Origin of the sequence: Elioraea sp. (assembly GCF_022842375.1) — a bacterium.
Lineage (GTDB): Bacteria > Pseudomonadota > Alphaproteobacteria > Acetobacterales > Acetobacteraceae > Elioraea_A.
Map to the genome: position 1 here is coordinate 85,216 of NZ_JALHPR010000013.1, position 23,338 is coordinate 108,553.

Here is a 23,338-nt window from a genome sequence, read left to right on the forward strand (position 1 = left end):
TACGATGCCAAAATTCGCCGCCAACCTCTCCATGATGTTCACCGACGCCCCGTTCCTCGACCGGTTCGGGCGTGCCGCGGCTGCCGGGTTCCGCGCGGTCGAGTTCCTCTTCCCGTACGACTACACCCCCGCCGAGGTGACCGCCGCCGCGCGCGCCGCCGGCGTCTCGGTGGTGCTGTTCAACACCGTGCCGGGAGACTGGGCGAAGGGCGAGCGCGGCATGGCCGCCCTGCCTGGCCGCGAGCAGGAGTTCCGCGACGGTGTCGCCAAGGCGCTCGACTACGCGGCGGCACTCGGCTGCCCGCGCGTGCATGCCATGGCCGGCCTCGTTCCCGAGGGGGCTGACCGGTCGGCGATGGCCGTGACCTATCGCGAGAACCTGGCGGCAGCGACCGCGATGGCCGCGAAGGGCAAGGTCGACATCGTGATCGAGCCGATCAACACCCGCGACATCCCCGGCTTCTACCTCAACCGAACCGAGGAAGCCGCCGCGGTGATCGCCGATGTCGGCGTGCCAAACCTCAAGATCCAGTTCGACATCTACCACCGCCAGATCATGCAGGGTGACCTCGCGCGCGCCATCGCCGAGCACCTGCCGCTGATCGGGCACATGCAGCTGGCCGACAACCCGGGCCGCAACGAGCCGGGGACGGGGGAGATCAACTGGTCGTTCCTGTTCGCCGAGATCGACCGCCTCGGCTTCGACGGCTGGATCGGCTGCGAGTACAAGCCGAAGGGCGACACCGAGGCCGGGCTTGGCTGGTACGCGCCGTTCAAGGGCTGAGCTGACACGCTGAAAAACAGGGAGAACGAGAGGGTCATGAAGGTCGGGTTCATCGGACTGGGGATCATGGGGCGCCCGATGGCGCTCAACCTGAAGAACGCGGGCAACGAGCTGTTCGTGCCCGAGCGCGGCAGCCTCACCGCCGAGATCCGCGCGGCCGCGACCGTGCTGGCGGATGCGAAGGCGGTGGCCACGGCGGCCGACGTCGTGATCCTCATCGTTCCCGACACGCCTGATGTCGAGGGCGTGCTGTTCGGTGCCGGGGGCGTCGCCGAGGGCCTGTCCAAGGGCAAGCTCGTGATCGACATGTCCTCGATCAGCCCGACAGCGACCAAGGCCTTCGCCAAGCGCATCAACGACCTTGGCTGCGACTATCTCGACGCGCCAGTGTCCGGCGGCGAGGTCGGCGCCAAGAACGCGGCGCTGACGATCATGATCGGCGGTCCGGAAGCGGCGTTCGAGCGCGCCAAGCCGCTGTTCGAGGCGATGGGCAAGAACATCACCCTCGTCGGCACCGAGAACGGGGCGGGGCAGACGACCAAGGTCGCCAACCAGATCATCGTTGCGCTCAACATCCAGGCCGTCGCCGAAGCGCTTGTCTTTGCGGCAAAAGCGGGTGCCGATCCTGCGAAGGTGCGGCAGGCGTTGATGGGCGGCTTCGCGAACTCGCGCATTCTCGAGGTGCATGCCGAGCGGATGATCAAGCGCACCTTCGCGCCCGGCTTCCGCATCCGCCTGCACCAGAAGGACCTTGCCCTTGCCCTCGGTGCCGCGAAGGACCTGGGCGTCGCGCTGCCGAGCACGGCGCTCGCCCAGCAGATGTTCAGCGCCGTCTCCGCCGCCGGCGGGGCCGATCTTGATCACTCGGCCCTCGTGAAGGCCCTCGAGGGGCTCGCGTCCCACCCCGTCGCAGAAGGCTGATACGGGCGACGTCGGTCTGCGCGCAGCAGGCCCCCGAATCGCGCCTCCGCAGATTTTTGTCTGTGTAGAACCGAAAGGCCGCCATGCCATTGCATGGCGGCTTTTTTGTTCCACGTCGGGTCGCGACTCGCCAGAATCTGGTTTCTGCCCATGCCATGGAACATGACGCTTGAATTCGGAAAGCCTGGAGCGTAGGTCTAGCCCTATCATGATCTGTCACAGGTTATGAGACGGCGCGGGGTCGTCGAGGGGTGAGACGAGGCTAGGCCTGCCAGGGAGAGCGCCCTCGGCCAGCATCGTGGGAGGGTTGAAATGCGGTTCACCGAAATCGGCCAGCAGTTGCGGCAGTATCGCCTTGAGAGCGGATTGCGTGCGGAGGAAATCGCCGCCCGGTTGGGTGTCTCGCGTGCCGCGCTCTATCGCTACGAGAAGGGCGAGGTCATCAAGCTCGATACCATCAAGCGGCTCGCCGAGCTTCTCAAGATCTCGCCGCTGAGCCTGCTCGGCATCGGCGTCGAGTATCTCTCGCGGGCTGCCGGCTATCTCGATCGCGTCCGCGTCATCGAGGAGACGACCGACCAGATCCTCCAGGCCTATGGCCCCTACAGCTACCTGATCACGTCCGACCCGTTCGACCAGACGCTGGCCGAGGTCTATGCCGAGGCAGCCGACGCCGCCGGCAGCGACCGTTCCGCCTGGCGCGCGCAGAGCGAGCAGGTCCTGGCCGTGCTCGGCGCACGCAAGCGCGTGTACCAGCAGCGCCGCCCCTCGATCATCGCGATCATGACCATCGCCTCGGTGCGCCGCTTCCTTGATCTCGGCGTCGGCGGTGCCGTGCCGATGTCAGAGCGCATGCGCGCGCAGGCCCGTGCGGTCGCGGCCTTGGAGTGCGAGAACATCGCCAGCCTGATGGAAACCGAGCCGATGGGCGTGCAACTCGGCCTGATGACCGGCGGCGAGCCCAACGGCAACTTCAAGATCCTCCGCAACCGCGAGCGTGCCTATCTCGCGATCAACCCATTCCGGCTTGAGGCTCACCCGACGGCGCAGATCGGGGTCGCGATGATCACCGGGGCCGACGAGGCGCTGGCGATGCACCAGAAGGTGGCCGAGACGCTGTGGCGCGATGCGCTGAAGGGCGGCGCGGCCGCCGCCAAGGTGCGCGAACTCGTCGCCGCCGCCCGCGCCGGCTGAAGCGCGTCCTCTCGCCCCTTGGGGGAGGGGGGCAGGGTGAGGGAGGCCCGGGCGCGGCCGACGCCCTCTCGCCTCAACCTGCCAGGTCGATCCGCGCGACCATCAGCTCCGGATCATCAGCGCTTCGCGTCACGGTGAAGCCCTGGCGGCGGACGAAGGCGAGCATCGCCGCATTCTCGGCCAGCACGTCGCCGGCGACGGTTCTGATGCCGCCCTCGCGCGCCCAGGCCAGCCCCGCCTGCATGAGCTGGCCCGCAAGCCCGGTTCCCTTGGCACTGCCCTCGACGACGATGGCGAACTCGGCTTCGGTTCCATCGCCGATCCGGATGAGCCGCACCACGCCCATGGTCTGGGCCGCCGGCCCATCGCCGCGCGTGGCGATGATCGCCATCTCGCGGTCGTAGTCGAGCTGCGTCATCCGCGCGACCTGCTCCGGCGTCAGCGCCTTGATCGGCGCGAAGAAGCGAAGCCGCACGTCCTCGGGCGTCAGGCGCGCGAAGAACGCTTCATGCGCGTCGGCATCCTCGGGCCTGATCGGCCGCAGCGTGACCGTGGAGCCGTCACGCAACGACACGGTCCGCACACGCTCGGCCGGGTATGGGGCGATCGCGAGATGGCCCGTCCCGCTTCCGGGTGCGGGGTCGATCCTGATCCAGGCATCGAGCGCCATCACCCCGGCAAATCCGGCGATGAGCGGGTTCACGTCGATCGCCGCGATGTCGGGGAAATCGACCGCGAGCTGAGACAGGCGCACCAGCGTCTCGTACACCGCCTCGCGATCAGCCTCCGGCGTGTCGCGCCAGCCGGCGAGCAGCCGGCCGATGCGCGTGCGCGCGACCAGCGCCTCGGCCAGCGTGCGGTTCAAGGGTGGCAGGTCGGCGGCGATGTCGCCGGCGAGCGCGGCCGCCGTGCCGCCCTGGCCGAAGCCGATCGCGGGCCCGAACAGGGGATCGCGCACGACGCGCAGCGCCAGCTCATGGCCTGCCCCGCGGGTGATCTGCCGCTGCACCAGGAACCCCTCTCGGCGCGCGGTGGGCGCGCGGCGTGCGACGCGGCCCTCCATCGCGAAAGCGGCGCGGCGCACGGCATCGGCACTGTCGAGGTCGAGCACGACACCGCCGACCGATGTCTTGTGCGCCAGGTCGGCCGAGCGGATCTTCAGCACCGCGGGAAAGCCGAGCGTCTCGGCCGCGAGCGCCGCACTCTCCGGGTCGGCCGCGACGCGCGTGGGCGCGGTCGGGATGCCGTAGGCGTTGAGCACCGAGGCGGCCTCGTCCTCCGTCAACGTCGCCCGGCCGGTGCGGCGGGCGCGGGCGAGGATGCGGCGCACCGTCTCGCGATCCGGCGCGATGGCGAGCACGGTGCGGGGCGGCAACTCGCGCGCCGCCTCGCGGGTGCGGCGTTCACGCACGAGGATGCCGATCGCGCGCGCGGCCGCCTCGATCGACGGGAAGGCGGGAAGCCCGGCGGCGAGCAGCCGCGCCCTGCCGGCTTCTGCCGACGCGCCACCCGCCCACGCGGCGATGATGGGAAGGGTCGCGGTCGTCGAGCCGGCTGCCGCCAGGGCCTCGGCGGTGAGATCGAGTTGTTCTGCCGTCGGGCCTGGTGCGTGCACGGCGAGGATGGCATCGGCAAGTCCCGTCATGCCCTGGGCCGCCGCGACGAGCTCCGCCAGCCGGTTCGGCGGCATGCTTTCAGGCACCACCAGAGCGGGGCCTTCGCAGGGACCCGGCAGGAGAAGGGAGAGGGACGTCGCCTCCGCCGCGTCGGGGGTGGCCAGCCGCGCGCCGGCCGCCTGCACGGCGCGGGCGGCGAGCGTGCCGAGGGACCCTGCGGCGGACACGACGAGAACGCGATCGCCCTGCATCCGCCGCGGTCGTGACAGCGTGGCGGCTGCCTCGAGCATCTCCTCGAGGCCCGAGACATCGACGATGCCGGCACGCCTGAGGGCCGCGGCGAACACCAGGTCGGCGCCGACCGAGACCTCCGCCTCATCGTCCACCTCCGGGTCCGCCATGGTGCGGACGGCGATGACGGCGCGGTTGCGCGCGACGGCGCGCGCGGCGGAGAGGAAGCCGCGGCGGTCCTTGATGCGCCCGACCTCAAGCAGCACGGTGCGCGTCGCGCCGTCGCGCGAGAGGGCGTCGAGGATGGCGGTGAAGCCGAGATCGTCGTTCTGCCCGAGCGCCACGACGTGGCTGAACCCGAGCCCTTCGCTGGCGGCATGGTCGAGCACGGCGCGGGCGAAGCCGGCGGTCTGGCAGACGAGGGCGATGCCGCCCTGGGCCGGCATGCGGGGACAGAATGAGGCGTTGAGGCCGAGGGCTGGAACGATCAGCCCATACGATGCCGCGCCGATGCAGCGCAGCGGTGGTGGCCCCGGCGGGAGAGCGCCTGTCACGATGGCCCCACCGGCGCCACGGGCGGCCAGCGCGGCAAGGGACGTTGCCGTGAAGCCTGCGTCGCCGGCGACGACGGCCAGGTCGGGTGCGAGCGGCAGCGCGGCGATGTCGGGGTAGGCGAGGACGCCGCCGGCGGCGGCAATCCCGGCCGAGACCGGCAGGATTGGTCCGCTGAAGCCGCCAGAGAGCAGATTTTGCAGGATCTGCCTGGCGGGGGCATCGGAGCCTGGATCGCCGATCACGGCGATGGAGGTGGGTGCCAGCATGCGCCCGAGAGGCGATGGCCTGTAGGTCAGAGATACTGTCATGTTTGCTGCATCGCAGCATGCGCCCAATGCGGCCCGCGATCAAGTTGCGTGCCGATGAAACACGGCGTGGGCGCATGACGGAACCGGAAACGAAGAGGGCCGCGCGGCACGGTGTGCCGCAGCGGCCCTCTCGAAACTGGCTCCCCGAGCTGGACTCGAACCAGCGACACGCGGATTAACAGTCCGCTGCTCTACCAACTGAGCTATCGGGGATCGGACGACGGCGCGGTCTACCGCACCCGCCCGGTGGGATCAAGCGACTGTGTTTGCGATGCAGCTTTGCTGCCTCTCGAGATCAGGTGGAGGCGCCGCAGCCCGCCGATCTCATGGCTGTCGCCCCGCGGCCGCTGGAGGCCCGGGCCGGAATCGAACCGCGCGGCCTGGGACGGAAGCGGCGGAGCCGCTGGAGGCCCGGGCCGGAATCGAACCGACGTACGGGGATTTGCAGTCCCCTGCATGGCCACTCTGCCACCGGGCCGCAGCAGCGCGGCACGCGTCTGTTAGGGCCGCGCCCGGTGCGGGTCAAGCCGGGGTTCGGCGCCGTTTCCTGGCGGCAAGGAGGCCCGCGAGGCCGAAGCCGAGCAAGGCGAGGGAGGCGGGCTCGGGGACGGCAACCTCGAGTGGCAGCACTCGGAACGTCGCGTCGCTTACCGCCACGGGAGAGCCGGCAAAGATCGATGTGCCGCCTGCGTAGGGGTTGTCCCGGCTATACGACAGCGCCCAGCGGATCGTGTCGTTGCTGATGATCGCCGTGTAGACCGCGCCAACCGACAGCACCGTCGACGGGAAGGCGACATCGACGAACCCACGGAAATCCGCGGAGAGGCCCGTGATGCTCCCGGATCCGAGTTGGGTGCCTCCTGTCCCGGCACCCTCGTACAGCGTGATCACGAGGTCGAGGTCGGTGGGAGCAGCGAAGGCGTTCAGATCGCTGACAAAGAAGCCGACCGACACGCGAGGATCTTCAGCGGTGAACGTTTGTCCGACCGGGGCGAAGAAACCGAATATCTGCACCCTGGCGTTCTGGAGGTCCTGAATGATCGGCGCTGCGTTTGCAATGGAGCCCGAGAGCCCGAGTGCGAGCACAGCACCTGCCAACGTCCGTGTTTTCACCGATCCCTCCCCCCGCTTTTTTGACCATGGAAACGCTATGCATGGTTGAGAATCCTGTAAACACTTATTCGCTTCGCGTAACGGGTGAGTCGCTCCGGTGCGCCGCGCCCTGTCGCCGCGCGGCCACACGCGGCCGTGGTCAGGCGCGGGCTGCCATGGTCGCGCTTGTTGCGCCGCGACAAGAGGGCCTATAAGGGGCGCGAGCCCCGCCCAAGGATCGCAATCGTTTCATGGACTTCGCCCAGGCCCGCCTGAACATGTTGGACGGCCAACTCAGGCCGAACAAGGTGACCGACGCTGCCCTGCTGGCCGCGATGGGCGAGGTGCCGCGCGAGGCGTTCCTGCCGCCGGAGCGGGTTGCCCTTGCCTATGCCGACGAGGATGTTCCGGTTGGGCCCGGGCGGTGGCTTATGGAGCCGATGGTGTTCGCCCGCCTGGTGCAGGCCGCCGAGGTGGGGGAGGGCACGCGCGTGCTCGTCGTCGCTGCCGGGGCTGGCTATGGCGCGCTGGTGCTCGCCCGCAGCGGTGCGAGCGTGGTCGCGCTCGAGGCGCCGGGGGTGATGGCGGGCTCGCTCGCGCCGCGGCTTCCGGGCGTGACGGTCGTGTCAGGCCCGGTCACCGAGGGGTGGGCGGCGGCCGCGCCCTATGACGTGATCCTGATCGAGGGCGCGGTCGAGCATGTGCCGGCCGCGATCGAGGCGCAGTTGGCCGAGGGTGGGCGGCTCGTGACGGTGATGGCGGCGGCGCGCCGCTTCGTGCTCGGCCTTGCGGTGCGGCGCGTGCGGCTTGGCGGCACGGTGACGGAGGTTCCGCTGTTCGATGCCGGCACGCCTGCGCTGCCCGAGTTCCGGCGCGCGCCGGCGTTCGTGTTCTAGGCGCGCATGACACCCGACAGCGAAGCCACGGCAGCACTCCCGCCCGAGATCGCGGCGGAAACGCTCGCCGCGTGGCGTGCGGACGGCAAGGCGCATGCGGTGCTTGACGTGCGCGAGCCGTGGGAGGTCGACGTTGCCGCGCTGGCGGGCGCGATCACGGTGCCGATGGGCGAGGTTCCGGCGCGGCTGGAGGAATTCCCGCGCGACGTGCCGCTCGTGATCCTCTGCCATCATGGCGCGCGCAGCTTCCGCGTGATGTCGTGGCTGCGGGGGCGGGGGATGGCGAACGCGGTGAATCTCGCCGGCGGGATCGACGCATGGTCGCGCGAGGTCGATCCCTCCGTCCCGACCTACTAGAACCTTGCGGAACCACGCGATGGCCCGCAGAATCAGGTCCATCGCCGAAGCTGCTGCAATGCCATTGAACCGAGTGCCGGAGCAGGAACACACGATGGGCGCGACAGAGGTCGATCACGTGACGGCGGCCCCAGCGGCACGGGGACGGCTGGGGGTGTCATGCCGCCTCGGCCCGACGCTGAGGGCGATGCTGCTGGCCGGTGCGATGCTGCTGCCTGCCATGCCGGCGGGGGCGCAGACGATCCGCGAGGCGCTCGCGCTCGCCTACGCCAACAACCCGACGCTGCAGGCCGCCCGCGCGAGGCTGCGGGCGACGGACGAGAACGTTCCCCAGGCGCTGTCCGGCTGGCGGCCGACGGTGACGCTGCAGGGCCAGGCGGGCTATGCCGACGGCACCCAGACCGGGGCGAGCAACAACGGTATCCGCGCCCGCAATGACGCCGAGCGCAACCCGCTGTCGGGCAGTGCGACGATCAGTCAGCCGCTCTACCGCGGTGGCCGCACGGTCGCTGCGACGCGCCGGTCGGAGAGTCAGGTGCTGGCGGAACGGGCCAACCTGCTCGCCACGGAACAGACCGTGCTGCTCGAGGCTGGCACGGCGTATGCCAATGTCATCCGCGACCAGGAAGTGCTGCGGCTGACGATCAACAACGTCCGCGTGCTCGAGCGGCAGTTGCAGGCCGCCCGCGACAGGTTCCGCGTCGGCGAGATCACGCGCACCGACGTTGCCCAGGCGGAGGCACGGCTCGAGCGGGCGCGGTCGGAGCGTGCGCGCGCCGATGGCGACCTCCAGGTCGCGCGCGCCGTGTTCCAGCGCCTGATCGGCGAGGCGCCGCGCTCGCTGACGCCGCCGCCCGGCATCCGAGCCGTCGTGAACAACGCCGATGAGGCAGCGCGGCTGGCCGAGAACAACAACCCGAACCTGATCCGCGCCCGGTTCGATGAGCAGGCGGCGCTTGCCAACGTCGACCTGCTGTTCGGCGAGCTGCTTCCCTCGGCGGCGCTGCAGGGCAGCACCTTCCGCAACGATGACAGCTCGTTGCGCGACACGCGCTCGACCGGCAGCCAGCTGCTGGCAACCCTCTCCGTGCCGCTCTACCAGGGCGGGCAGGAGCATGCGCGGGTGCGCCAGGCCAAGCAGCAGGCACAGCAGGCGCGCGATGCCTTCGACGAAGTGCGCCGCCAGGTGGTCGAGAATGCCCGCCGGGCCTGGGAAACGCTCGAATCCGCGCGTGCCGAGGTGAATGCGCGCAGCGCACAGATCCGCGCGAACGAGATCGCGCTCGATGGCGTGCAGCGCGAGGCGCTGGTCGGCAGCCGCACCACGCTCGACGTGCTGAACGCCGAGCAGGAACTGCTCGACAGCCGCGTGGCGCTGGTGCGCACGACGCGCGACTTCCTTGTCGCCTCCTACGGGCTCACCGCAGCCGCGGGCCGCCTCACGGCGCGCGACCTCGCGCTGCCGGTCCAGATCTACGATCCGCTTGACTACTACAACGCCGTGCGCGACCGCTGGGTCGGCACCGATGTTCCCCCGCAAAGGACACAGCCTCTTTCTGCGCGATGACACCTCCTCCTGACACGCCGAACACCGGCGACGGCGAAAACCCCGCTTCCGACGGGTCGATGGAGGACATCCTCGCCTCGATCCGGCGGATCCTGGCGGAGGATGGTGGCGCGGGTGGGCCGCCCCCGCCGGGCGCGGCACCGCAGGCCGAGGAGGTCCTTGACCTGACCGAACAGATGCTGGCGCCGACGGCGAGTGCCCCGGCGCCCACTCCGCAGATGAGCACCGCCGACATCGATGCGCTGTTCGACGCGCCCGGTTCGGCCCCGTCGGCCGCACCGCAGCAGGAGCCCCCCATGGCCCCCCCGTCGCCTGGTTTGCCAGGGCCGATGAGCACGGCTGACATCGATGCGCTGTTCGATGCGCCGGCCCCGCAACCAACCCCTGCGCCCGCTCCCTTGGCGCCGCCGATGCCGATGGCCGCGGCGCCATCTCCGGAGGGCGATGGGCTCGTCGGTGGTGCGGTTGCTGCCGCGGCTGCTGCATCCTTCGCGGCCCTCCGCGCCGCCTCCCGCGGCACCGATGCGGATGCGCGCGCGCTGATGCCCGACGTCCTGCTGGGCAACGGTGCCGTGACGCTCGAGGCGATCGTGCGGGAGGAGCTTCGCTCCCTGCTCAAGGGCTGGCTCGATGCCAACCTGCCGCCGCTGGTCGAGCGCCTGGTGAAGGCGGAGCTCGAGCGCGTGGCCCGCGGCTGAACGCCGCCGATCGACTGGTGCGGGGCTGATCTGCGCTGACCTGTCAGACGCCGTGCGGCATCGGTGCTTGACGCACCCCCACGCCTCGCCCAATCCAGAACAGACCCGAACCCCTAGGATCATTGGCCACGTCGATGCTGGACAAGAACTTCCCCCATGCCGATGTCGAGGCGCGGCTCTATGCGCGCTGGGAACGCTCGGGCCTGTTCGGCGCGAAGCCCGAGAGCAACGCGCGGCCCTATACGATCGTCATCCCGCCGCCCAACGTCACCGGCAGCCTCCACATGGGCCACGCCCTCAACAACACGCTGCAGGACGTGCTGATCCGCTGGCGGCGGATGAAGGGCGACGATGCGCTCTGGATGCCGGGCACCGACCATGCCGGCATCGCGACCCAGATGGTGGTCGACCGCATGCTCGCCGCCGAAGGCATCCGCACGCAGGAACTTGGCCGCGACGCCTTCATCAAGCGGGTGTGGGACTGGAAGGGCCAGTCGGGCGGGACGATCACGCGGCAGTTGCGGCGCATGGGAGCGAGCCTCGATTGGCCGCGCGAGCGCTTCACGATGGATGAGGGCCTTTCCGCGGCGGTGACGAAGGTTTTCGTCACGCTGCACGCCCAAGGTCTGCTCTACCGCGCCAAGCGCCTGGTGAACTGGGACCCGAAGTTCCACTCCGCGATCTCCGACCTCGAGGTCGAGAACCGCGAGGTGAAGGGCTCTCTCTGGCACATCCGCTACGCCATCACGGGTGATGACGGGGCCACCATCACGGTGGCGACGACGCGGCCGGAGACGATGCTGGGCGACACCGGTGTTGCGGTTCACCCCGATGACGATCGCTACAAGCACCTCGTCGGGCGCGAGGCGATCCTGCCGCTCTCGGGCCGACGCATCCCGATCGTTGCGGACGCGTATTCCGACCCGGAGAAGGGGACGGGCGCGGTGAAGATCACGCCTGCGCACGACTTCAACGATTTCGAGGTGGGCCGCCGGCATGCGCTCGCCGTGCTCAACATCTTCGATGCGGACGCGAAACTTCTCGACATCGCCGAGGTCCCGGCGGCCTATCGCGGGCTCGACCGCTTCGCCGCGCGGAAGGCGATCGTCGCCGATCTTGAGGCGGCGGGCGCGCTCGAGAAGGCGGAGCCGCACACCCACATGGTTCCGCACGGCGATCGTTCCGGCGTGGTGATCGAGCCGTACCTGACCGACCAGTGGTTCGTCGACGCCAAGACACTCGCCGAACCCGCGATCAGGGCGGTGGAGAGCGGGCAGACGGTGTTCGTGCCGCGGCAGTGGGAGAACACGTTCTTCGCCTGGATGCGCGACATCGAGCCGTGGTGCGTCTCGCGCCAGCTCTGGTGGGGCCACCAGATCCCCGCCTGGTACGCGCCCGACGGCGAGATCTTCGTGGCCGAGAGCGAGGCCGAGGCCAAGCAGGCCGCGGCGGCGAAGTACGGCCACGAGGTCGAGCTCGTTCGCGACGCCGACGTGCTCGACACCTGGTTCTCCTCCGCCCTCTGGCCGTTCTCGACGCTCGGCTGGCCGGAGAAGACGCAAGAGGTCGCGCGCTACTATCCGGGCGACGTGCTCGTCACCGGCTTCGACATCATCTTCTTCTGGGTCGCGCGGATGATGATGATGGGGCTGCACTTCATGGGCGAGGTGCCGTTCCGCACCGTCTACGTGCACGGGCTCGTGCGCGACAAGGCGGGGCAGAAGATGTCGAAGTCGAAAGGGAACGTGATCGACCCGCTCGACCTCGTCGAGCGGTTCGGGGCCGATGCGCTGCGCTTCACGCTGGCGGCGATGGAAAGCCAGGGTCGCGACATCAAGCTGTCGGATGACCGCATCGAGGGCTATCGCAATTTCGGCACCAAGCTCTGGAACGCCGCGCGGTTCTGCCAGATGAACGGCTGCGTTCCCGTCGCCGGCTGGGAGCCAGGTGCTGCGAAGGGGACGCTGAACCGCTGGATCATCGGCGCGCTGGCGGAAGCCGCGGCGGCGGCCACCCGCGCGCTCGAGGAGTATCGCTTCGACGTCTACACGGCTGGGCTCTACCAATTCGTCTGGGGAAATTTCTGCGACTGGTATCTCGAGCTCTCCAAGGCCTCTCTCTCCGGCCCTGATGGGGCGGAGAAGGACGAGACGCGCGCCACCGCAGCGTTCGTTCTCGACACGGTGCTTGCCCTTCTGCACCCCATCCAGCCTTTCCTGACGGAGGAGATCTGGCATGCGCTGGCCGATCGCGGTCCCGGGTCCTGCGAGGGCGCGCGCACGCTGATGACCGAGGCGTGGCCCGACGCCGCCGCCCTGCCGCGCGACCCGGAGGCAGAGGCAGAGGTCGGCTGGGTGCTGCGGCTGGTGTCGGAGGTGCGGGTGATCCGCGCCGAGATGGGCGTTCCGCCGGGCAAGGAGGTCCTGCTCCACCTGAAGGACGCGCATGCCGCCACGGTTGCGCGGCTCGAGCGGTGGAAGGACGCGGTACTGCGGCTTGCGCGCCTGTCGGACGTGACGCCGCTGGCAGGCGAGGTGCCGAAGGGCGCCGCCCAGGGCGTGGTGGACGAGGCGACGATCGTCCTGCCGCTCGAGGGCGTGATCGACCTCGCGGCGGAACGTGCGCGCCTTGGCCGCGAGATCGCCAAGCAGCAGGACGAGATCAAGCGTCTCGACGCCAAGCTCGGCAACCCGGGCTTCGTCTCGCGCGCCGCCGAGGAGGTGGTGGAGGAGACGCGCGAGAAGCGCGCCGCGGCGGCAGCGACGGCGGCACGGCTGGAGGCAGCGCTCGCGCGCATTGCCGGCTGAGCCGTGCGGGCGATGTCGCGCGATTGCGACAGATCCGCGACTCTCATTTTTGTTATTGCATGCAGTCTCACGATCACGCGATCCTCACGCAATAGGACAGGGGGAGCTTTCGTGGACATCAGCATGACCGCCTCGCGGCGCCCGCGGGCACGCGCGCTCTGCACCTTCGTGATCGCAGGAACGCTCGGCCTCTCGGCCGGACCGGCCAGCGCGGCACTCGTCAGCGTCGATTTCGGGACGACGACAACGGCCCTCGCTACGCTGTTCAACGTTCCGGAGGGGCCAAGCCCGGCCTTTTCCGGCGCGGAAGCATCAGCGACAGCGGCCAATGCCCGCTTCGGCGCGGCCAATGTGTGGAACGCGATCGGGCTGCCCGAGTTCAACACGCCCGCGGTGGTCAACCCGACCTTCTCGAGCCTGCGCGACAGCACCGGCGCGACCACCGGCGTTGGCCTGTCGCTGACGGGCACCGTGAAGGGGTTCAGCGGCGTCAACAGCCCAAGCCCGGATGCGCTGCGGAAGGACTATCTGTTCTTCAACTCCGGTGACACGATCCTCGGCAATAACCCGGCGACGACGCTGTCGTTCTCGATCACCGGGCTGATGGCCGGCGCTGCCTATGACTTCTTCGTCTATGGCAGCGATGTGAGAAACCGCACCTTCACGATGCAGGTCGATGGCGCGTCGAGCCAGGTCGTCGCGGGCACCAGCGGCACCGCCTATTTCGATGACGTGGTCGCGGATGCCAACGGCAGGATCAGCGGGTCGCTGATCCCGCAACCCAACGAGGTGGACCCCGGCGGCCGCATCACCCAGCAGGAAGTCAACTGGTCCGGGTTCCAGATCGTCGACAACCTGCCCGTGATCCAGCCGCCGGTGACGGGCGTTCCGGAACCCGCGAGCCTCGCGCTGCTCGGCGCCGGTCTGTTCGGCCTCGGCATTGCGCGCAGCCGGCGCCGCCGCGCCGCCTGAAACAGACGACCCCTTACTTCGGGGTGGACTAAGCCGCGGCACCGCGAGAGCAGCGTCCGACCTGATGGAACCGGTTCCGGTTCCATCAGGACGGGCTAGGCTGCTCTGTCCCTTCATGATTCTGGAGCACGACCTTCCGATCGATTGATTTCAATCGATCGGAACGTGCTCTAGGCTGCGCGGCCAGTCCATTCCGAGGGGGATCGCCAAGGTGTCCGAACAGAACCCGTCGCGCACGTTCGACAAGTCGCGCCTGCCCAGCCGTCATTCCACGGTGGGGCCCGGCCGTGCGCCGCATCGCAGCTACTACTACGCCATGGGGCTGACCCAGGAGGAGATCGCCGCACCCTTCGTCGGCGTCGCCACCTGCTGGAACGAGGCGGCCCCCTGCAACATCGCGCTGTCGCGCCAGGCGCAGAGCGTCAAGCGCGGCGTGTCGGAAGCGGGTGCGACGCCGCGCGAGTTCTGCACCATCACCGTGACCGACGGCATCGCCATGGGCCACCAGGGGATGAAGTCCTCGCTCGCCTCGCGCGAGGTGATCGCCGATTCGATCGAGCTCACCGTCCGCGGGCACGGCTATGACGCGCTGGTCGGCCTCGCCGGCTGCGACAAGTCGCTGCCCGGCGTGATGATGGCGATGCTGCGGCTCAACGTGCCGTCGGTGTTCATGTATGGCGGCTCGATCATGCCCGGCAACTACAAGGGCCGTGACGTGACGGTGCTCGACGTGTTCGAGGCGGTCGGCCAGCACGCAGCGGGCAACATGACGGATGAGGAGCTCGATGAGCTCGAGCGCGTGGCCTGCCCCGGCGCTGGGGCCTGCGGCGGTCAGTTCACCGCCAACACCATGGCGTGCGTATCCGAGGTGATCGGCCTCGCGCTGCCAGGCTCTGCCGGCTCGCCGGCGCCGTTCGAGGAGCGTGATGCCTGGGCCGTGAAGTCCGGCCAGGCGGTGGTGGACCTGATCCGCCGCAACATCCGCCCGCGCGACATCGTGACGCGCAAGGCGCTCGAGAACGCCGCGATGGTGGTGGGGGCGACGGGCGGCTCGACCAACGCGGTGCTGCACCTGCCGGCGATGGCCAACGAGGTGGGCATCCGCTTCACGCTCGAGGACGTGGCGAAGATCATGCGCGACACCCCGCATATCGCCGACCTGAAGCCCGGCGGCCGCTACATCGCCTATGACGTGCACCGCATCGGCGGCGTGCCGGTGATCATCAAGGCGCTGCTCGATGCCGGCCTGCTGCACGGCGATTGCCTGACCGTGACGGGCAAGACGCTCGCCGAGAACCACGCCGACATCGTGTTCCCGACCGACCAGGACGTGGTGCGCCCGGTCTCCAACCCGATCTCCAAGACGGGCGGCGTCGTCGGCCTCAAGGGCAATCTCGCGACCGACGGCGCGATCGTGAAGATCGCGGGGATGAAGAACCTCCGCTTCGAGGGCCGGGCGCTTTGCTTCGACTGCGAGGAGGATGCCTTCGCCGCGGTGCGCGAGCGCGCGTACCAGGAGGGCGACGTGATCATCATCCGCTACGAGGGGCCGAAGGGCGGGCCCGGCATGCGCGAGATGCTCTCGACCACCTCGGCCATCTACGGCCAGGGGATGGGCGACAAGGTCGCGCTGATCACCGATGGCAGGTTCTCAGGCGCGACGCGCGGCTTCTGCATCGGCCACGTGACGCCCGAGGCGGCGGTGGGCGGGACGATCGGGCTGCTGCAGAACGGCGACCGCATCGTGATCGATGCCGGGGCCGGCACGCTCGACGTGCTGGTGCCGGATGCCGAGCTTGCCGCACGCCGTGCCGCGTGGAAGCCGCGCGAGACGATCTACGGCTCGGGCGCGCTCTGGAAATACGCCCAGCTCGTCGGCCCCGCGCATGAGGGGGCGGTGACGCACAAGGGAGCTGCGGCAGAGGGGCACGTCTACGTCGATCTCTGAGCCAGCTGGTTCCGGGCGACTGGGCAACGCCATCGCAACGACATGATCGTTGCGATGGCGGGGTGTTCCGGGGCCGGACGAACAATCGTTACAGTTGTATGAGTGACGGGTAGTTCGCCCTAGAAGCACAACCATTGCGTGGTAGACATGATAGGCGCCTTCATCGAAATTTGAGACGAAGGTCACGCGTTGGGCATGCTCGTGCCGGCCGGCCGAACTCCAGAGGGCATGTCATGTCGAAGCTGACATTCTCGCTCACCCGCACCTCCGAATCGCCGGGCTGGGCGCCTGCCTCGTCAGCGGCGCACACCAATCTCTGGCGCGACGCTGCGGTGGCGGCAACAACGGCAACGGGCCCGCTCGCGGCGGGGCCGGGCGGCAGCTTCACCTCTACCGGCGACCTGACGCTGAGCGAGGTGACGTTCGCCGGCGGCCCCAAGGTGGGCAGGCCAGGCGGCAGCGCCGTCTCGGTGGACTGGGACCCGACGGGGCTCCGCGCCCTGCTGTCGATGGCTCTCGTCTGGAACACGATCAAGAACGTGTCCGTCACCGAGTTCGTCGGTGAGCGGCTCGAGATCCGCAACTGGGTCGACGTGTTCGTCGCGCTGCAATCCGCCGGGCCGCTCACGGTCGTGCTCGAGGCCGCCAAGCGTGGCGAGGTCCTGCTGACCGGTGACGGCGACTTCACCGTCGAGATCGGCATCGACAGCAACTCGAAGGACTGGACGAACGCGTTCCGCATCCGCACCGATAGCGGCGACGATGTTGTGCGCATCCGCGAGAGCGCGATCAACGCCGTCTCCGGCCGCTATCTCGGCCAGTTCACCGACACCGACATCGCCACGGGCGCGGGCAATGACCAGGTGTTCGGCTGGGGCTCGAACGATGCGATCGATGGCGGGGAGGGGCGCGACGTGTTCGTGCTCCGCGGCATCCAGGCCGGCTATCGCATCACGACGGACGGCGAGTGGACGACGATCGTCGACATCGATGCCCGCGACGGCAACGATGGAACGGACCGTATCCGCAACGTCGAGGTGATCAAGTTCGCCGTTGGGGCGGATCTCATTCTCATCCCGCTCAATCGTGACCCCATCGCGGCGGACGATGCCTATGTCGTGCGGGCCGGCCAGGTGCTGACGGTCTCTGCCGGGCTTGGCGTGCTGGCCAACGACACGGATGCGGATGGCGATGCGCTCAGCGTCGCGCGGATCACCGACACCGTGAACAACGGCACGCTCTCGCTGCTGACAACGGGCGCCTTCTCCTACACGCCGAATGCCGGGTTCACGGGCACTGACCAGTTCACCTATCGCATCCGCGACGGGTTGGGCGGCTTCGACGAGGCGACGGTCACGATCACGGTTGCCAATGCGGCCCCCCTGGCGGCGGACGACGCCTACGCGACGCGGCCGGGCCAGGTGCTGACGGTCTCTGCCGGGCTTGGCGTGCTGGCCAACGACACGGATGCGGATGGCGATGCGCTCAGCGTCGCGCGGATCACCGACACCGTGAACAACGGCACGCTCTCGCTGCTGACAACGGGCGCCTTCTCCTACACGCCGAATGCCGGGTTCACGGGCACCGACCAGTTCACCTACCGGGTGTCGGACGGGTTCGGCGGCACCGACACAGCGACGGTGACGATCACGGTCGTCAACGCCGCGCCCGATGCGGTGGCCGATCTCTACACGGTGCGCCCGGGCAAGACGCTCGAGGTCTCCGTTGCGCATGGCCTGCTGGCCAATGACACGGATGCCGATGGCGATCCGCTCACGGTGATCACGATCAACGACCAGGTCGACAACGGCGTGCTCCAGGCCTTCGTCGACGGCTCGTTCAACTACACACCGAATGCCGGCTTCACCGGCACCGACCGGTTCACCTACCGGGTGTCGGACGGGTTCGGCGGCACCGACACAGCGACGGTGACGATCACGGTCGTCAACGCAGCACCCGATGCGGTGGCCGATCTCTACACGGCGCGCCCGGGCCAGACGCTCGAGGTCTCCACTGCGCTTGGCGTCCTCCGCAACGACACGGATGCGGATGGCGATCCGCTCACGGTGATCACGGTCACCGACACCGTGAACAACGGCGTGCTCCAGGCCTTCGTCGACGGCTCGTTCAACTACACACCGAATGCCGGCTTCACCGGCACCGACCGGTTCACCTACCGGGTGTCGGACGGGTTCGGCGGCACCGACACAGCGACGGTGACGATCACGGTCGTCAACACCGCACCGGTGGCGGTGAACGATTCCTACGCGATGCGCCCTGGCCAAACGCTCACCGTGCCCGTGGGCCAGGGTTTCCTTGCGAACGACACCGACGCGGATGGCGACCGCCTGTCCGTCGCTGCGATCATCGACAGGCCTGACAATGGGACGCTGACCGTCGGGCGGCCAGACGGGTCATTCGTCTACACGCCGAACACCGGCTTCGTCGGGACCGACAGCTTCCTCTACAGCATCCGTGACGGGTTCGGCGGCTTCGCGACCGCGACGGTGTTCATCACGGTGACCAACGCTGCACCGGTGGCGGTCGATGACCGCTATGAAACAGGGCCCGGGCAGACCCTCACCGTCCCGGTCGCGCAAGGCTTCCTCGCGAACGATACCGACGCGGATGGCGACCGCCTGTCCGTCGCTGCGATCATCGACAGGCCTGACAATGGGACGCTGACCGTCGGGCGGCCAGACGGGTCATTCGTCTACACGCCGAACACCGGCTTCGTCAGGACCGACAGCTTCCTCTACAGCATCCGCGACGGGTTCGGCGGCTTCGCGACCGCGACGGTGTTCATCGAGGTCACCAACGGCAATCCCGTGTTCGTGGCCGATGCGCCGATCGTGATCCGCCCCGGCCAGCAGGCGGCGTTCACCGGTGCAGGCCTCATCGCCAACGACACCGATCCAAATGGCGATGCGCTCCAGGTCACGCAGTTCTTCGCCGATACCGCCCAGGGCGGCCGGGTGGACAACACCGCCTTCGACACCTTCACCTACACGCCACGCTCGAACTTCCTCGGCAACGATACGTTCAGCTATGTCGTGACCGATGGGCGCGGCGGTTTGGCCAATGCGACGCTCACGATCAGCGTCGTGAACAGCGACCCGGTCGCTGTGGCCGATCCGGCCATCACGATGCGCCCCGGCCAGCAGGCCGTGTTCACCGGCGCGGGCCTGACTGCGAATGACACGGACGCTGACGGCGATGACATCATCGTCACGCAGTTCTTCGCCGACACCGCCCAGGACGGCAGCGTCTCGAACACCGCGTTCGATACCTTCACCTACACCCCGCCGGCCAACTTCACCGGCACCGACACGTTCACCTATACCATCAGCGACGGGTTCGGCGGCTTCTCGACGACGACGCTGACGATCAACGTGGTGAACACCGACCCCGTGGCGGTGGCCGATCCGGCCATCACGATCCGCCCCGGGCAGCAGGCCGTGTTCACCGGCGCGGGCCTGACTGCGAATGACACGGACGCTGACGGCGATGACATCATCGTCACGCAGTTCTTCGCTGACACTGCCCAGGGCGGCCGGGTGGACAACACCGCCTTCGACACCTTCACCTACACGCCGAAGTCCGGCTTCACCGGCACCGACACGTTCACCTACACCATCAGCGACGGGTTCGGCGGCTTCTCGACGACGACGCTGACGATCGCCGTACGGAACGTCCCTCCCGGCCTGGTGCTGGATGACCTTCCGGTCCTCGCCCTTGCTGACGTGGAGATCACGCCGCTCAATCTCGGGCTGTTCATCCCTGCGCCTGACGCGATCGACGATGCTTTCACCGTCAGTGCCGGCCAGACGCTTGTGCGCGATGCCGCCGATGGCCTGTTCGCCAATGATCTCGGCGGCCGCGACCAGAGCGTGACGGAGAACGACGTCGGCCGCCATGAGATCGCGGGCAAGGGCGTGCTCGACATCTTCGCCGATGGCGCGATCGCCTTCACGCCGCAGCCGGGCTTCACGGGCGAGGTCGAGACGTTCGTCGATGTCGCGTTCGACGGTGTGCCCAACCCCGACACGGCGCGGCTGACGATCACCGTACTCGACCCGTTCGTGTGTGGGTGCCTACCCGCGTTTTGCGACCAGATCGACTTCCACGAGCGCGCCGTAGGCAAGCCCCGTCACGCCCACGGTGGTGCGGGCGGGAAGGCGGCCGGGCGCGAAGAACGAGGGCCAGATCGCGTTCAGCGCGGCATAGTCGCGGTCGAACTCCGTCAGGTAGATGCGCGCCATCACCGTGCGCGAAAGATCGAGCCCGATGCCGCCGAGAACGAGGGAGAGGTTGCGCATCACCGCGCGCGTCTGTGCCTCCACGCCTTCGGGCAGCACGCCCGGCGCTTCTGGGCTGTCAGGCATCTGGCCGGTGACGAACACGAAGCCGCCAGCCTCGACCGCGTGGCTGAACGGCGCGACAGGCTTCGGCCCGCCCGCGATCATGTGGAAGATCATCTCGTTCATGCAGCGTTCTCCAACCGGCACCAGGCGGGCGTGTGGTCTGACGGGCTGTCCCACCCGCGCGGGATGCGGTCCACGCCCGCATCCGCCAGGCGTTCGGCGGCGGCGGGGCTCAGCAGCAGCGCATCGATGCGCAGGCCGTTGTCGCGCGGCCAGGCGCCTGCCTGATAGTCCCAGTACGTATATCCGCGGGCGGGCAGGGGATTGAGGGTGCGCCAGGCATCCGACCAGCCCTGCCAGAGCATCCGCCGCCAGGCAGCCCGGCTCTCGGGCTGGCAGAGGGCATCGGCTGCCATCGCGCGCTCGTCCCACACATCCGCAGCCGTGGGGCAGATGTTCCAGTCACCGGCGATCACGACGGGCCGCTCCGTCGCCAGCAGCGCCTCGGCGCGGGCGGCGAGCCGCTCCATCCAGCGCAGCTTGTAGGCGAATTTCTCGGTGCCGATCGGGTTGCCGTTCGGGCAGTAGACGCAGGCGACGATGACATCGCCGATCTCGGCCTCCAGGTAGCGGGCCTGCGTATCCTCCGCCTCGCCCGGGAGCGCGCGCAGCCGCTCAACCGGCTCGTGCCGCGAGAGGATGGCGACACCGTTGTAGCTCTTCTGCCCCGCCACCAGCGCGTGGTAGCCGGCGGCGCGAACCTCGAGAGCGGGAAAGCCCGGCGCCTCGGTCTTGAGCTCCTGCAGCATGACGACATCGGGCGCGCCGGCGTTCCCAAGCCAGGTGAGCAGGTGGGCCTGCCGCGCGCGCACGGAGTTCACGTTCCAGGTGGCGATGCGCATGGGGCTCCCTTACGGTGGCGTTGGCGGAGACGTTATCGGAACATGGTCGTGAAGCGTTGGATTCTTGCCGGAGTGGCGATGCTTGCCACGGCTGTTGTGGGGGGCGGCGAAGCGCTCGCGCAAGGGGGCTTCCACGCGCGCGGCCCGTTCGATGGCGGCTGGGCGATCGATGTTCGCACGGCCTCCGGTCCATGCGGAACGGGCTTCGCCGGCGAGTACAGCATCACGGAGGGGCGGATCGCCGGCCGGTTCACGGGCGGCAGCGGCGTGCGCGAGGTGACGGGCAGCGTCTCGCCAGAGGGGAGTTTCGAAATGCGCATCGGCGGGGCCGACGGCATCGTTCTCACCGGCCAGCTTCGCTGGCGTGTCGGCTGGGGTGAGTGGGAGAGCGCCGGTTGTTCCGGCAGCTTCATGACGAACAGGCGTTAGGGCAATCTCCGCTCACCTGTCCTAGCGAGGCGATCCAAAGGCGCTTGGAATTGCGCGAAGCTTCGGCGTGGCGCCGGCCCGCAGCACTGCTTCCCCGACGCCCTGTCACCGGATGCCGAGTTGTGCCGCGATCGTTGCGGTATCATCGATCGATTGGCTGTAGCGTCCTCCGCGCCGGCGCAGCATTGCCTTGTCAGAACGCATGAGCGTCAGGAACAGCATGAACTCGCCGATTTCCCGGGGATCGAGCACCAGCGCCGCTGCCGCGAAGCGGAGTGCCTGCATCCGGTTGCCATAGTAGAGGTTCTTCAACGCAAGCGTCTTGCGCGCGCTGTAGCTGGTCCAGCGCAGTTCCTTCCGAAAATCGCGGAGCGTCGGGTCATGGCGTGCGACATCCCAGCCGCTGATCGCCTGGGCCGTGAGCGCGCGCCACGAGGTCGACGCGCTTGGAATGCCGCGGCGATAGACCGACACGAAGCGGTCGATCTCGATGAGCGGAGAGAGTTGCGACATCCTGACCCATGCCAGCACATCCTCGAGGTACAGGAGGTTGGTCGGAAAACTGCCGACCTTCTGAATGAGGTCACGGCGCACGATGGTTGCGCTGATGTGACACGTGAATTGCGAGATCAGCGTGCGGGTCAGTCGCGGCGCGGTGTGAAGCACGCGGCCTTGCGAGGAAAATGACAGGCCGGATGCCGCCGCGAGAGACGGCGCTTCGGTGCGCGTGCCATCTGGAAGCAGGTGAAAATGACGTCCGAGAACCCAGTGCGCAGTCCTGTCATCATCGAGTGCCGCGGTGGCACTCTCGACCCAACCCGGCAGCCACAGATCATCGGAGTCGCAGAATCCGATCAGGTCACCGCGCGCGGCTTCGATGCCGAAATTCCGCCCGGCCGAAACACCGCTCCCCTGCAGCAGATCCAGGATCCTCACCTTGGGCAGTGACGCGATGGAATTCATGGCAGATATTGTTTCTGCTGACGTCGTATGGTCATTTACAATAATAATCTCGACGACTTTTTCACCTTGATTGAGAACAGATTCAACGGCTTGTTCAAAATATTGAGGAATGGCGTTGTGAACCGGCATGATGACACTGACTGAACTGGCTGGGTAACGCATCTCTGCACTTCCACGTGGTGCGCCCGCGTGCAGGTTAGCGCAAAACGTTCCAGTCGTGACACCATGAAGGCAGGACGATCCCCATGGCACATGCCAGACGACGGTGATCAACCGATCGGAGGGTCGTCCTCTGGAACCATGAACGAGGGGCGTAGTCCTGGAAGATGGCGGCCGTCATCCGACCGCGAACGACGTCCCACATCCGCAGCTTGCCGTGGCGTTCGGGTTGCGCACGGTGAAATGCGCCGCCATCAGCCCATCGTCATAGTGGATCTCGGCCCCGGCGAGCAGGCCGAGCGACGTCTCGTCGACCACCAGCTTCGCGGGGCCGCCATCGAACACGCGATCATCCTCGTTCACCGCGGCGTCGAGTGAGAAGGCGTACTGGAAGCCCGAGCACCCGCCACCCGAGACGGTGAGCCTGAGCATCAGCGCAGGGTTGCCCTCATGCGCGACGATCTCGGCTATACGCCTCGCGGCCTGGGGCGACAGGCTCACATCCGGGATGGTGGCAGCGTCCATGGGGCGACCTCTCTTCCCCCGAAACATCGTGATCCGGATGGTCGATGTCA

At 68.4% G+C, this 23,338-nt stretch carries 17 protein-coding genes, 2 tRNA genes and 1 pseudogene; 12 read left to right on the forward strand and 8 right to left on the reverse strand.

The window, feature by feature from the left end:
* Positions 1–4 precede the first annotated feature (4 nt).
* The 3 genes from otnI (at position 5) to Q0C38_RS12800 (ending at position 2,899) form a co-directional block, all read left to right on the forward strand.
* Positions 5–784 carry a 2-oxo-tetronate isomerase gene (gene otnI, locus Q0C38_RS12790; RefSeq protein WP_291297489.1) on the forward strand — a complete coding sequence of 260 codons (780 nt, stop codon included), beginning with the start codon at positions 5–7 and terminating at the stop codon, positions 782–784.
* A gap of 36 nt (positions 785–820) precedes the next feature.
* Entirely contained in the window at positions 821–1,705 is an 885-nt protein-coding gene (locus tag Q0C38_RS12795; RefSeq protein ID WP_291297490.1) for a 2-hydroxy-3-oxopropionate reductase, read from the forward strand.
* A 312-nt stretch (positions 1,706–2,017) separates the two neighbouring features.
* The gene (locus tag Q0C38_RS12800) at positions 2,018–2,899 is read left to right on the forward strand and encodes a helix-turn-helix domain-containing protein (RefSeq protein WP_291297491.1); all 882 of its coding nucleotides are present in this window, start codon (positions 2,018–2,020) and stop codon (positions 2,897–2,899) included.
* Positions 2,900–2,972: 73 nt separating this feature from the next.
* Here the strand turns inward: Q0C38_RS12800 and Q0C38_RS12805 are convergent, their stop codons facing one another.
* The 4 genes from Q0C38_RS12805 to Q0C38_RS12820 all read right to left on the reverse strand — a co-directional run bounded on the left by Q0C38_RS12805 (position 2,973) and on the right by Q0C38_RS12820 (position 6,695).
* Positions 2,973–5,609 carry a GNAT family N-acetyltransferase gene (locus tag Q0C38_RS12805; protein WP_291297492.1) on the reverse strand — a complete coding sequence of 879 codons (2,637 nt, stop codon included), beginning with the start codon at positions 5,607–5,609 and terminating at the stop codon, positions 2,973–2,975.
* Positions 5,610–5,746: 137 nt separating this feature from the next.
* Positions 5,747–5,822: transfer RNA gene (locus tag Q0C38_RS12810), tRNA-Asn, on the reverse strand.
* A gap of 191 nt (positions 5,823–6,013) precedes the next feature.
* Positions 6,014–6,087: transfer RNA gene (locus tag Q0C38_RS12815), tRNA-Cys, on the reverse strand.
* A 44-nt stretch (positions 6,088–6,131) separates the two neighbouring features.
* The gene (locus Q0C38_RS12820) at positions 6,132–6,695 is read right to left on the reverse strand and encodes a PEP-CTERM sorting domain-containing protein (protein ID WP_291297493.1); all 564 of its coding nucleotides are present in this window, start codon (positions 6,693–6,695) and stop codon (positions 6,132–6,134) included.
* Positions 6,696–6,952: 257 nt separating this feature from the next.
* On the opposite strand from Q0C38_RS12820, the gene Q0C38_RS12825 reads away from it, so the two are divergent.
* The 8 genes and pseudogenes from Q0C38_RS12825 to Q0C38_RS12860 all read left to right on the forward strand — a co-directional run.
* Positions 6,953–7,597 (forward strand): protein-L-isoaspartate O-methyltransferase, encoded by a 645-nt coding sequence (locus Q0C38_RS12825; RefSeq protein WP_291297494.1) that lies wholly within the window; start codon positions 6,953–6,955, stop codon positions 7,595–7,597.
* Between the two features lie 6 nt (positions 7,598–7,603).
* The gene (locus Q0C38_RS12830) at positions 7,604–7,954 is read left to right on the forward strand and encodes a rhodanese-like domain-containing protein (protein ID WP_291297495.1); all 351 of its coding nucleotides are present in this window, start codon (positions 7,604–7,606) and stop codon (positions 7,952–7,954) included.
* Positions 7,955–8,048: 94 nt separating this feature from the next.
* Entirely contained in the window at positions 8,049–9,521 is a 1,473-nt protein-coding gene (locus tag Q0C38_RS12835; RefSeq protein WP_291297496.1) for a TolC family outer membrane protein, read from the forward strand.
* The gene (locus Q0C38_RS12840; RefSeq protein WP_291297497.1) at positions 9,518–10,219 is read left to right on the forward strand and encodes a DUF2497 domain-containing protein; all 702 of its coding nucleotides are present in this window, start codon (positions 9,518–9,520) and stop codon (positions 10,217–10,219) included. The genes Q0C38_RS12835 and Q0C38_RS12840 overlap by 4 nt, the downstream gene beginning before the upstream one ends.
* Before the next feature lie 134 nt (positions 10,220–10,353).
* Positions 10,354–13,026, forward strand: coding sequence for a valine--tRNA ligase (locus Q0C38_RS12845; RefSeq protein WP_291297498.1), 2,673 nt, complete (start codon positions 10,354–10,356; stop codon positions 13,024–13,026).
* A gap of 111 nt (positions 13,027–13,137) precedes the next feature.
* Entirely contained in the window at positions 13,138–13,998 is an 861-nt protein-coding gene (locus tag Q0C38_RS12850; RefSeq protein ID WP_291297499.1) for a PEP-CTERM sorting domain-containing protein, read from the forward strand.
* Between the two features lie 211 nt (positions 13,999–14,209).
* A complete protein-coding gene (gene ilvD / locus Q0C38_RS12855; RefSeq protein ID WP_291297500.1) occupies positions 14,210–15,946 on the forward strand; it encodes a dihydroxy-acid dehydratase in 1,737 nt (578 codons plus the stop codon).
* 509 nt (positions 15,947–16,455) lie between these two features.
* Positions 16,456–19,629: pseudogene (locus tag Q0C38_RS12860) on the forward strand (Ig-like domain-containing protein); the annotation flags it as partial.
* A 411-nt stretch (positions 19,630–20,040) separates the two neighbouring features.
* Here Q0C38_RS12860 and Q0C38_RS23280 read toward each other — a convergent pair.
* Both Q0C38_RS23280 and xth read right to left on the reverse strand, forming a co-directional pair.
* Positions 20,041–20,433, reverse strand: a complete 393-nt coding sequence (locus Q0C38_RS23280; RefSeq protein ID WP_366937264.1) for a RidA family protein — start codon at positions 20,431–20,433, stop codon at positions 20,041–20,043.
* The gene (gene xth / locus Q0C38_RS12865) at positions 20,430–21,212 is read right to left on the reverse strand and encodes an exodeoxyribonuclease III (RefSeq protein ID WP_291297501.1); all 783 of its coding nucleotides are present in this window, start codon (positions 21,210–21,212) and stop codon (positions 20,430–20,432) included. The genes Q0C38_RS23280 and xth overlap by 4 nt, the downstream gene beginning before the upstream one ends.
* Before the next feature lie 48 nt (positions 21,213–21,260).
* Here xth and Q0C38_RS12870 point away from each other — a divergent pair, with 48 nt between their 5' ends.
* Positions 21,261–21,641: a hypothetical protein gene (locus Q0C38_RS12870; RefSeq protein ID WP_291297502.1), complete on the forward strand. Its 381-nt coding sequence runs from the start codon at positions 21,261–21,263 to the stop codon at positions 21,639–21,641.
* Positions 21,642–21,746: 105 nt separating this feature from the next.
* On the opposite strand, the gene Q0C38_RS12875 is transcribed toward Q0C38_RS12870, so the two are convergent.
* Positions 21,747–22,766: a glycosyltransferase family 2 protein gene (locus Q0C38_RS12875; protein WP_291297503.1), complete on the reverse strand. Its 1,020-nt coding sequence runs from the start codon at positions 22,764–22,766 to the stop codon at positions 21,747–21,749.
* A 174-nt stretch (positions 22,767–22,940) separates the two neighbouring features.
* Positions 22,941–23,288: an iron-sulfur cluster insertion protein ErpA gene (gene erpA / locus Q0C38_RS12880; protein ID WP_291297504.1), complete on the reverse strand. Its 348-nt coding sequence runs from the start codon at positions 23,286–23,288 to the stop codon at positions 22,941–22,943.
* Positions 23,289–23,338: the final 50 nt, after the last annotated feature.

Coding starts and splice junctions, on each gene's coding strand:
- otnI (WP_291297489.1), top strand. CDS start 5: ATGCCAAAATTCGCCGCCAACCTCTCCATGATGTTCACCGACGCCCCG.
- Q0C38_RS12795 (WP_291297490.1), top strand. CDS start 821: ATGAAGGTCGGGTTCATCGGACTGGGGATCATGGGGCGCCCGATGGCG.
- Q0C38_RS12800 (WP_291297491.1), top strand. CDS start 2,018: ATGCGGTTCACCGAAATCGGCCAGCAGTTGCGGCAGTATCGCCTTGAG.
- Q0C38_RS12805 (WP_291297492.1), bottom strand. CDS start 5,609: ATGACAGTATCTCTGACCTACAGGCCATCGCCTCTCGGGCGCATGCTG.
- Q0C38_RS12825 (WP_291297494.1), top strand. CDS start 6,953: ATGGACTTCGCCCAGGCCCGCCTGAACATGTTGGACGGCCAACTCAGG.
- Q0C38_RS12830 (WP_291297495.1), top strand. CDS start 7,604: ATGACACCCGACAGCGAAGCCACGGCAGCACTCCCGCCCGAGATCGCG.
- Q0C38_RS12835 (WP_291297496.1), top strand. CDS start 8,049: ATGGGCGCGACAGAGGTCGATCACGTGACGGCGGCCCCAGCGGCACGG.
- Q0C38_RS12840 (WP_291297497.1), top strand. CDS start 9,518: ATGACACCTCCTCCTGACACGCCGAACACCGGCGACGGCGAAAACCCC.
- Q0C38_RS12845 (WP_291297498.1), top strand. CDS start 10,354: ATGCTGGACAAGAACTTCCCCCATGCCGATGTCGAGGCGCGGCTCTAT.
- Q0C38_RS23280 (WP_366937264.1), bottom strand. CDS start 20,433: ATGAACGAGATGATCTTCCACATGATCGCGGGCGGGCCGAAGCCTGTC.
- xth (WP_291297501.1), bottom strand. CDS start 21,212: ATGCGCATCGCCACCTGGAACGTGAACTCCGTGCGCGCGCGGCAGGCC.
- Q0C38_RS12875 (WP_291297503.1), bottom strand. CDS start 22,766: ATGCGTTACCCAGCCAGTTCAGTCAGTGTCATCATGCCGGTTCACAAC.
- erpA (WP_291297504.1), bottom strand. CDS start 23,288: ATGGACGCTGCCACCATCCCGGATGTGAGCCTGTCGCCCCAGGCCGCG.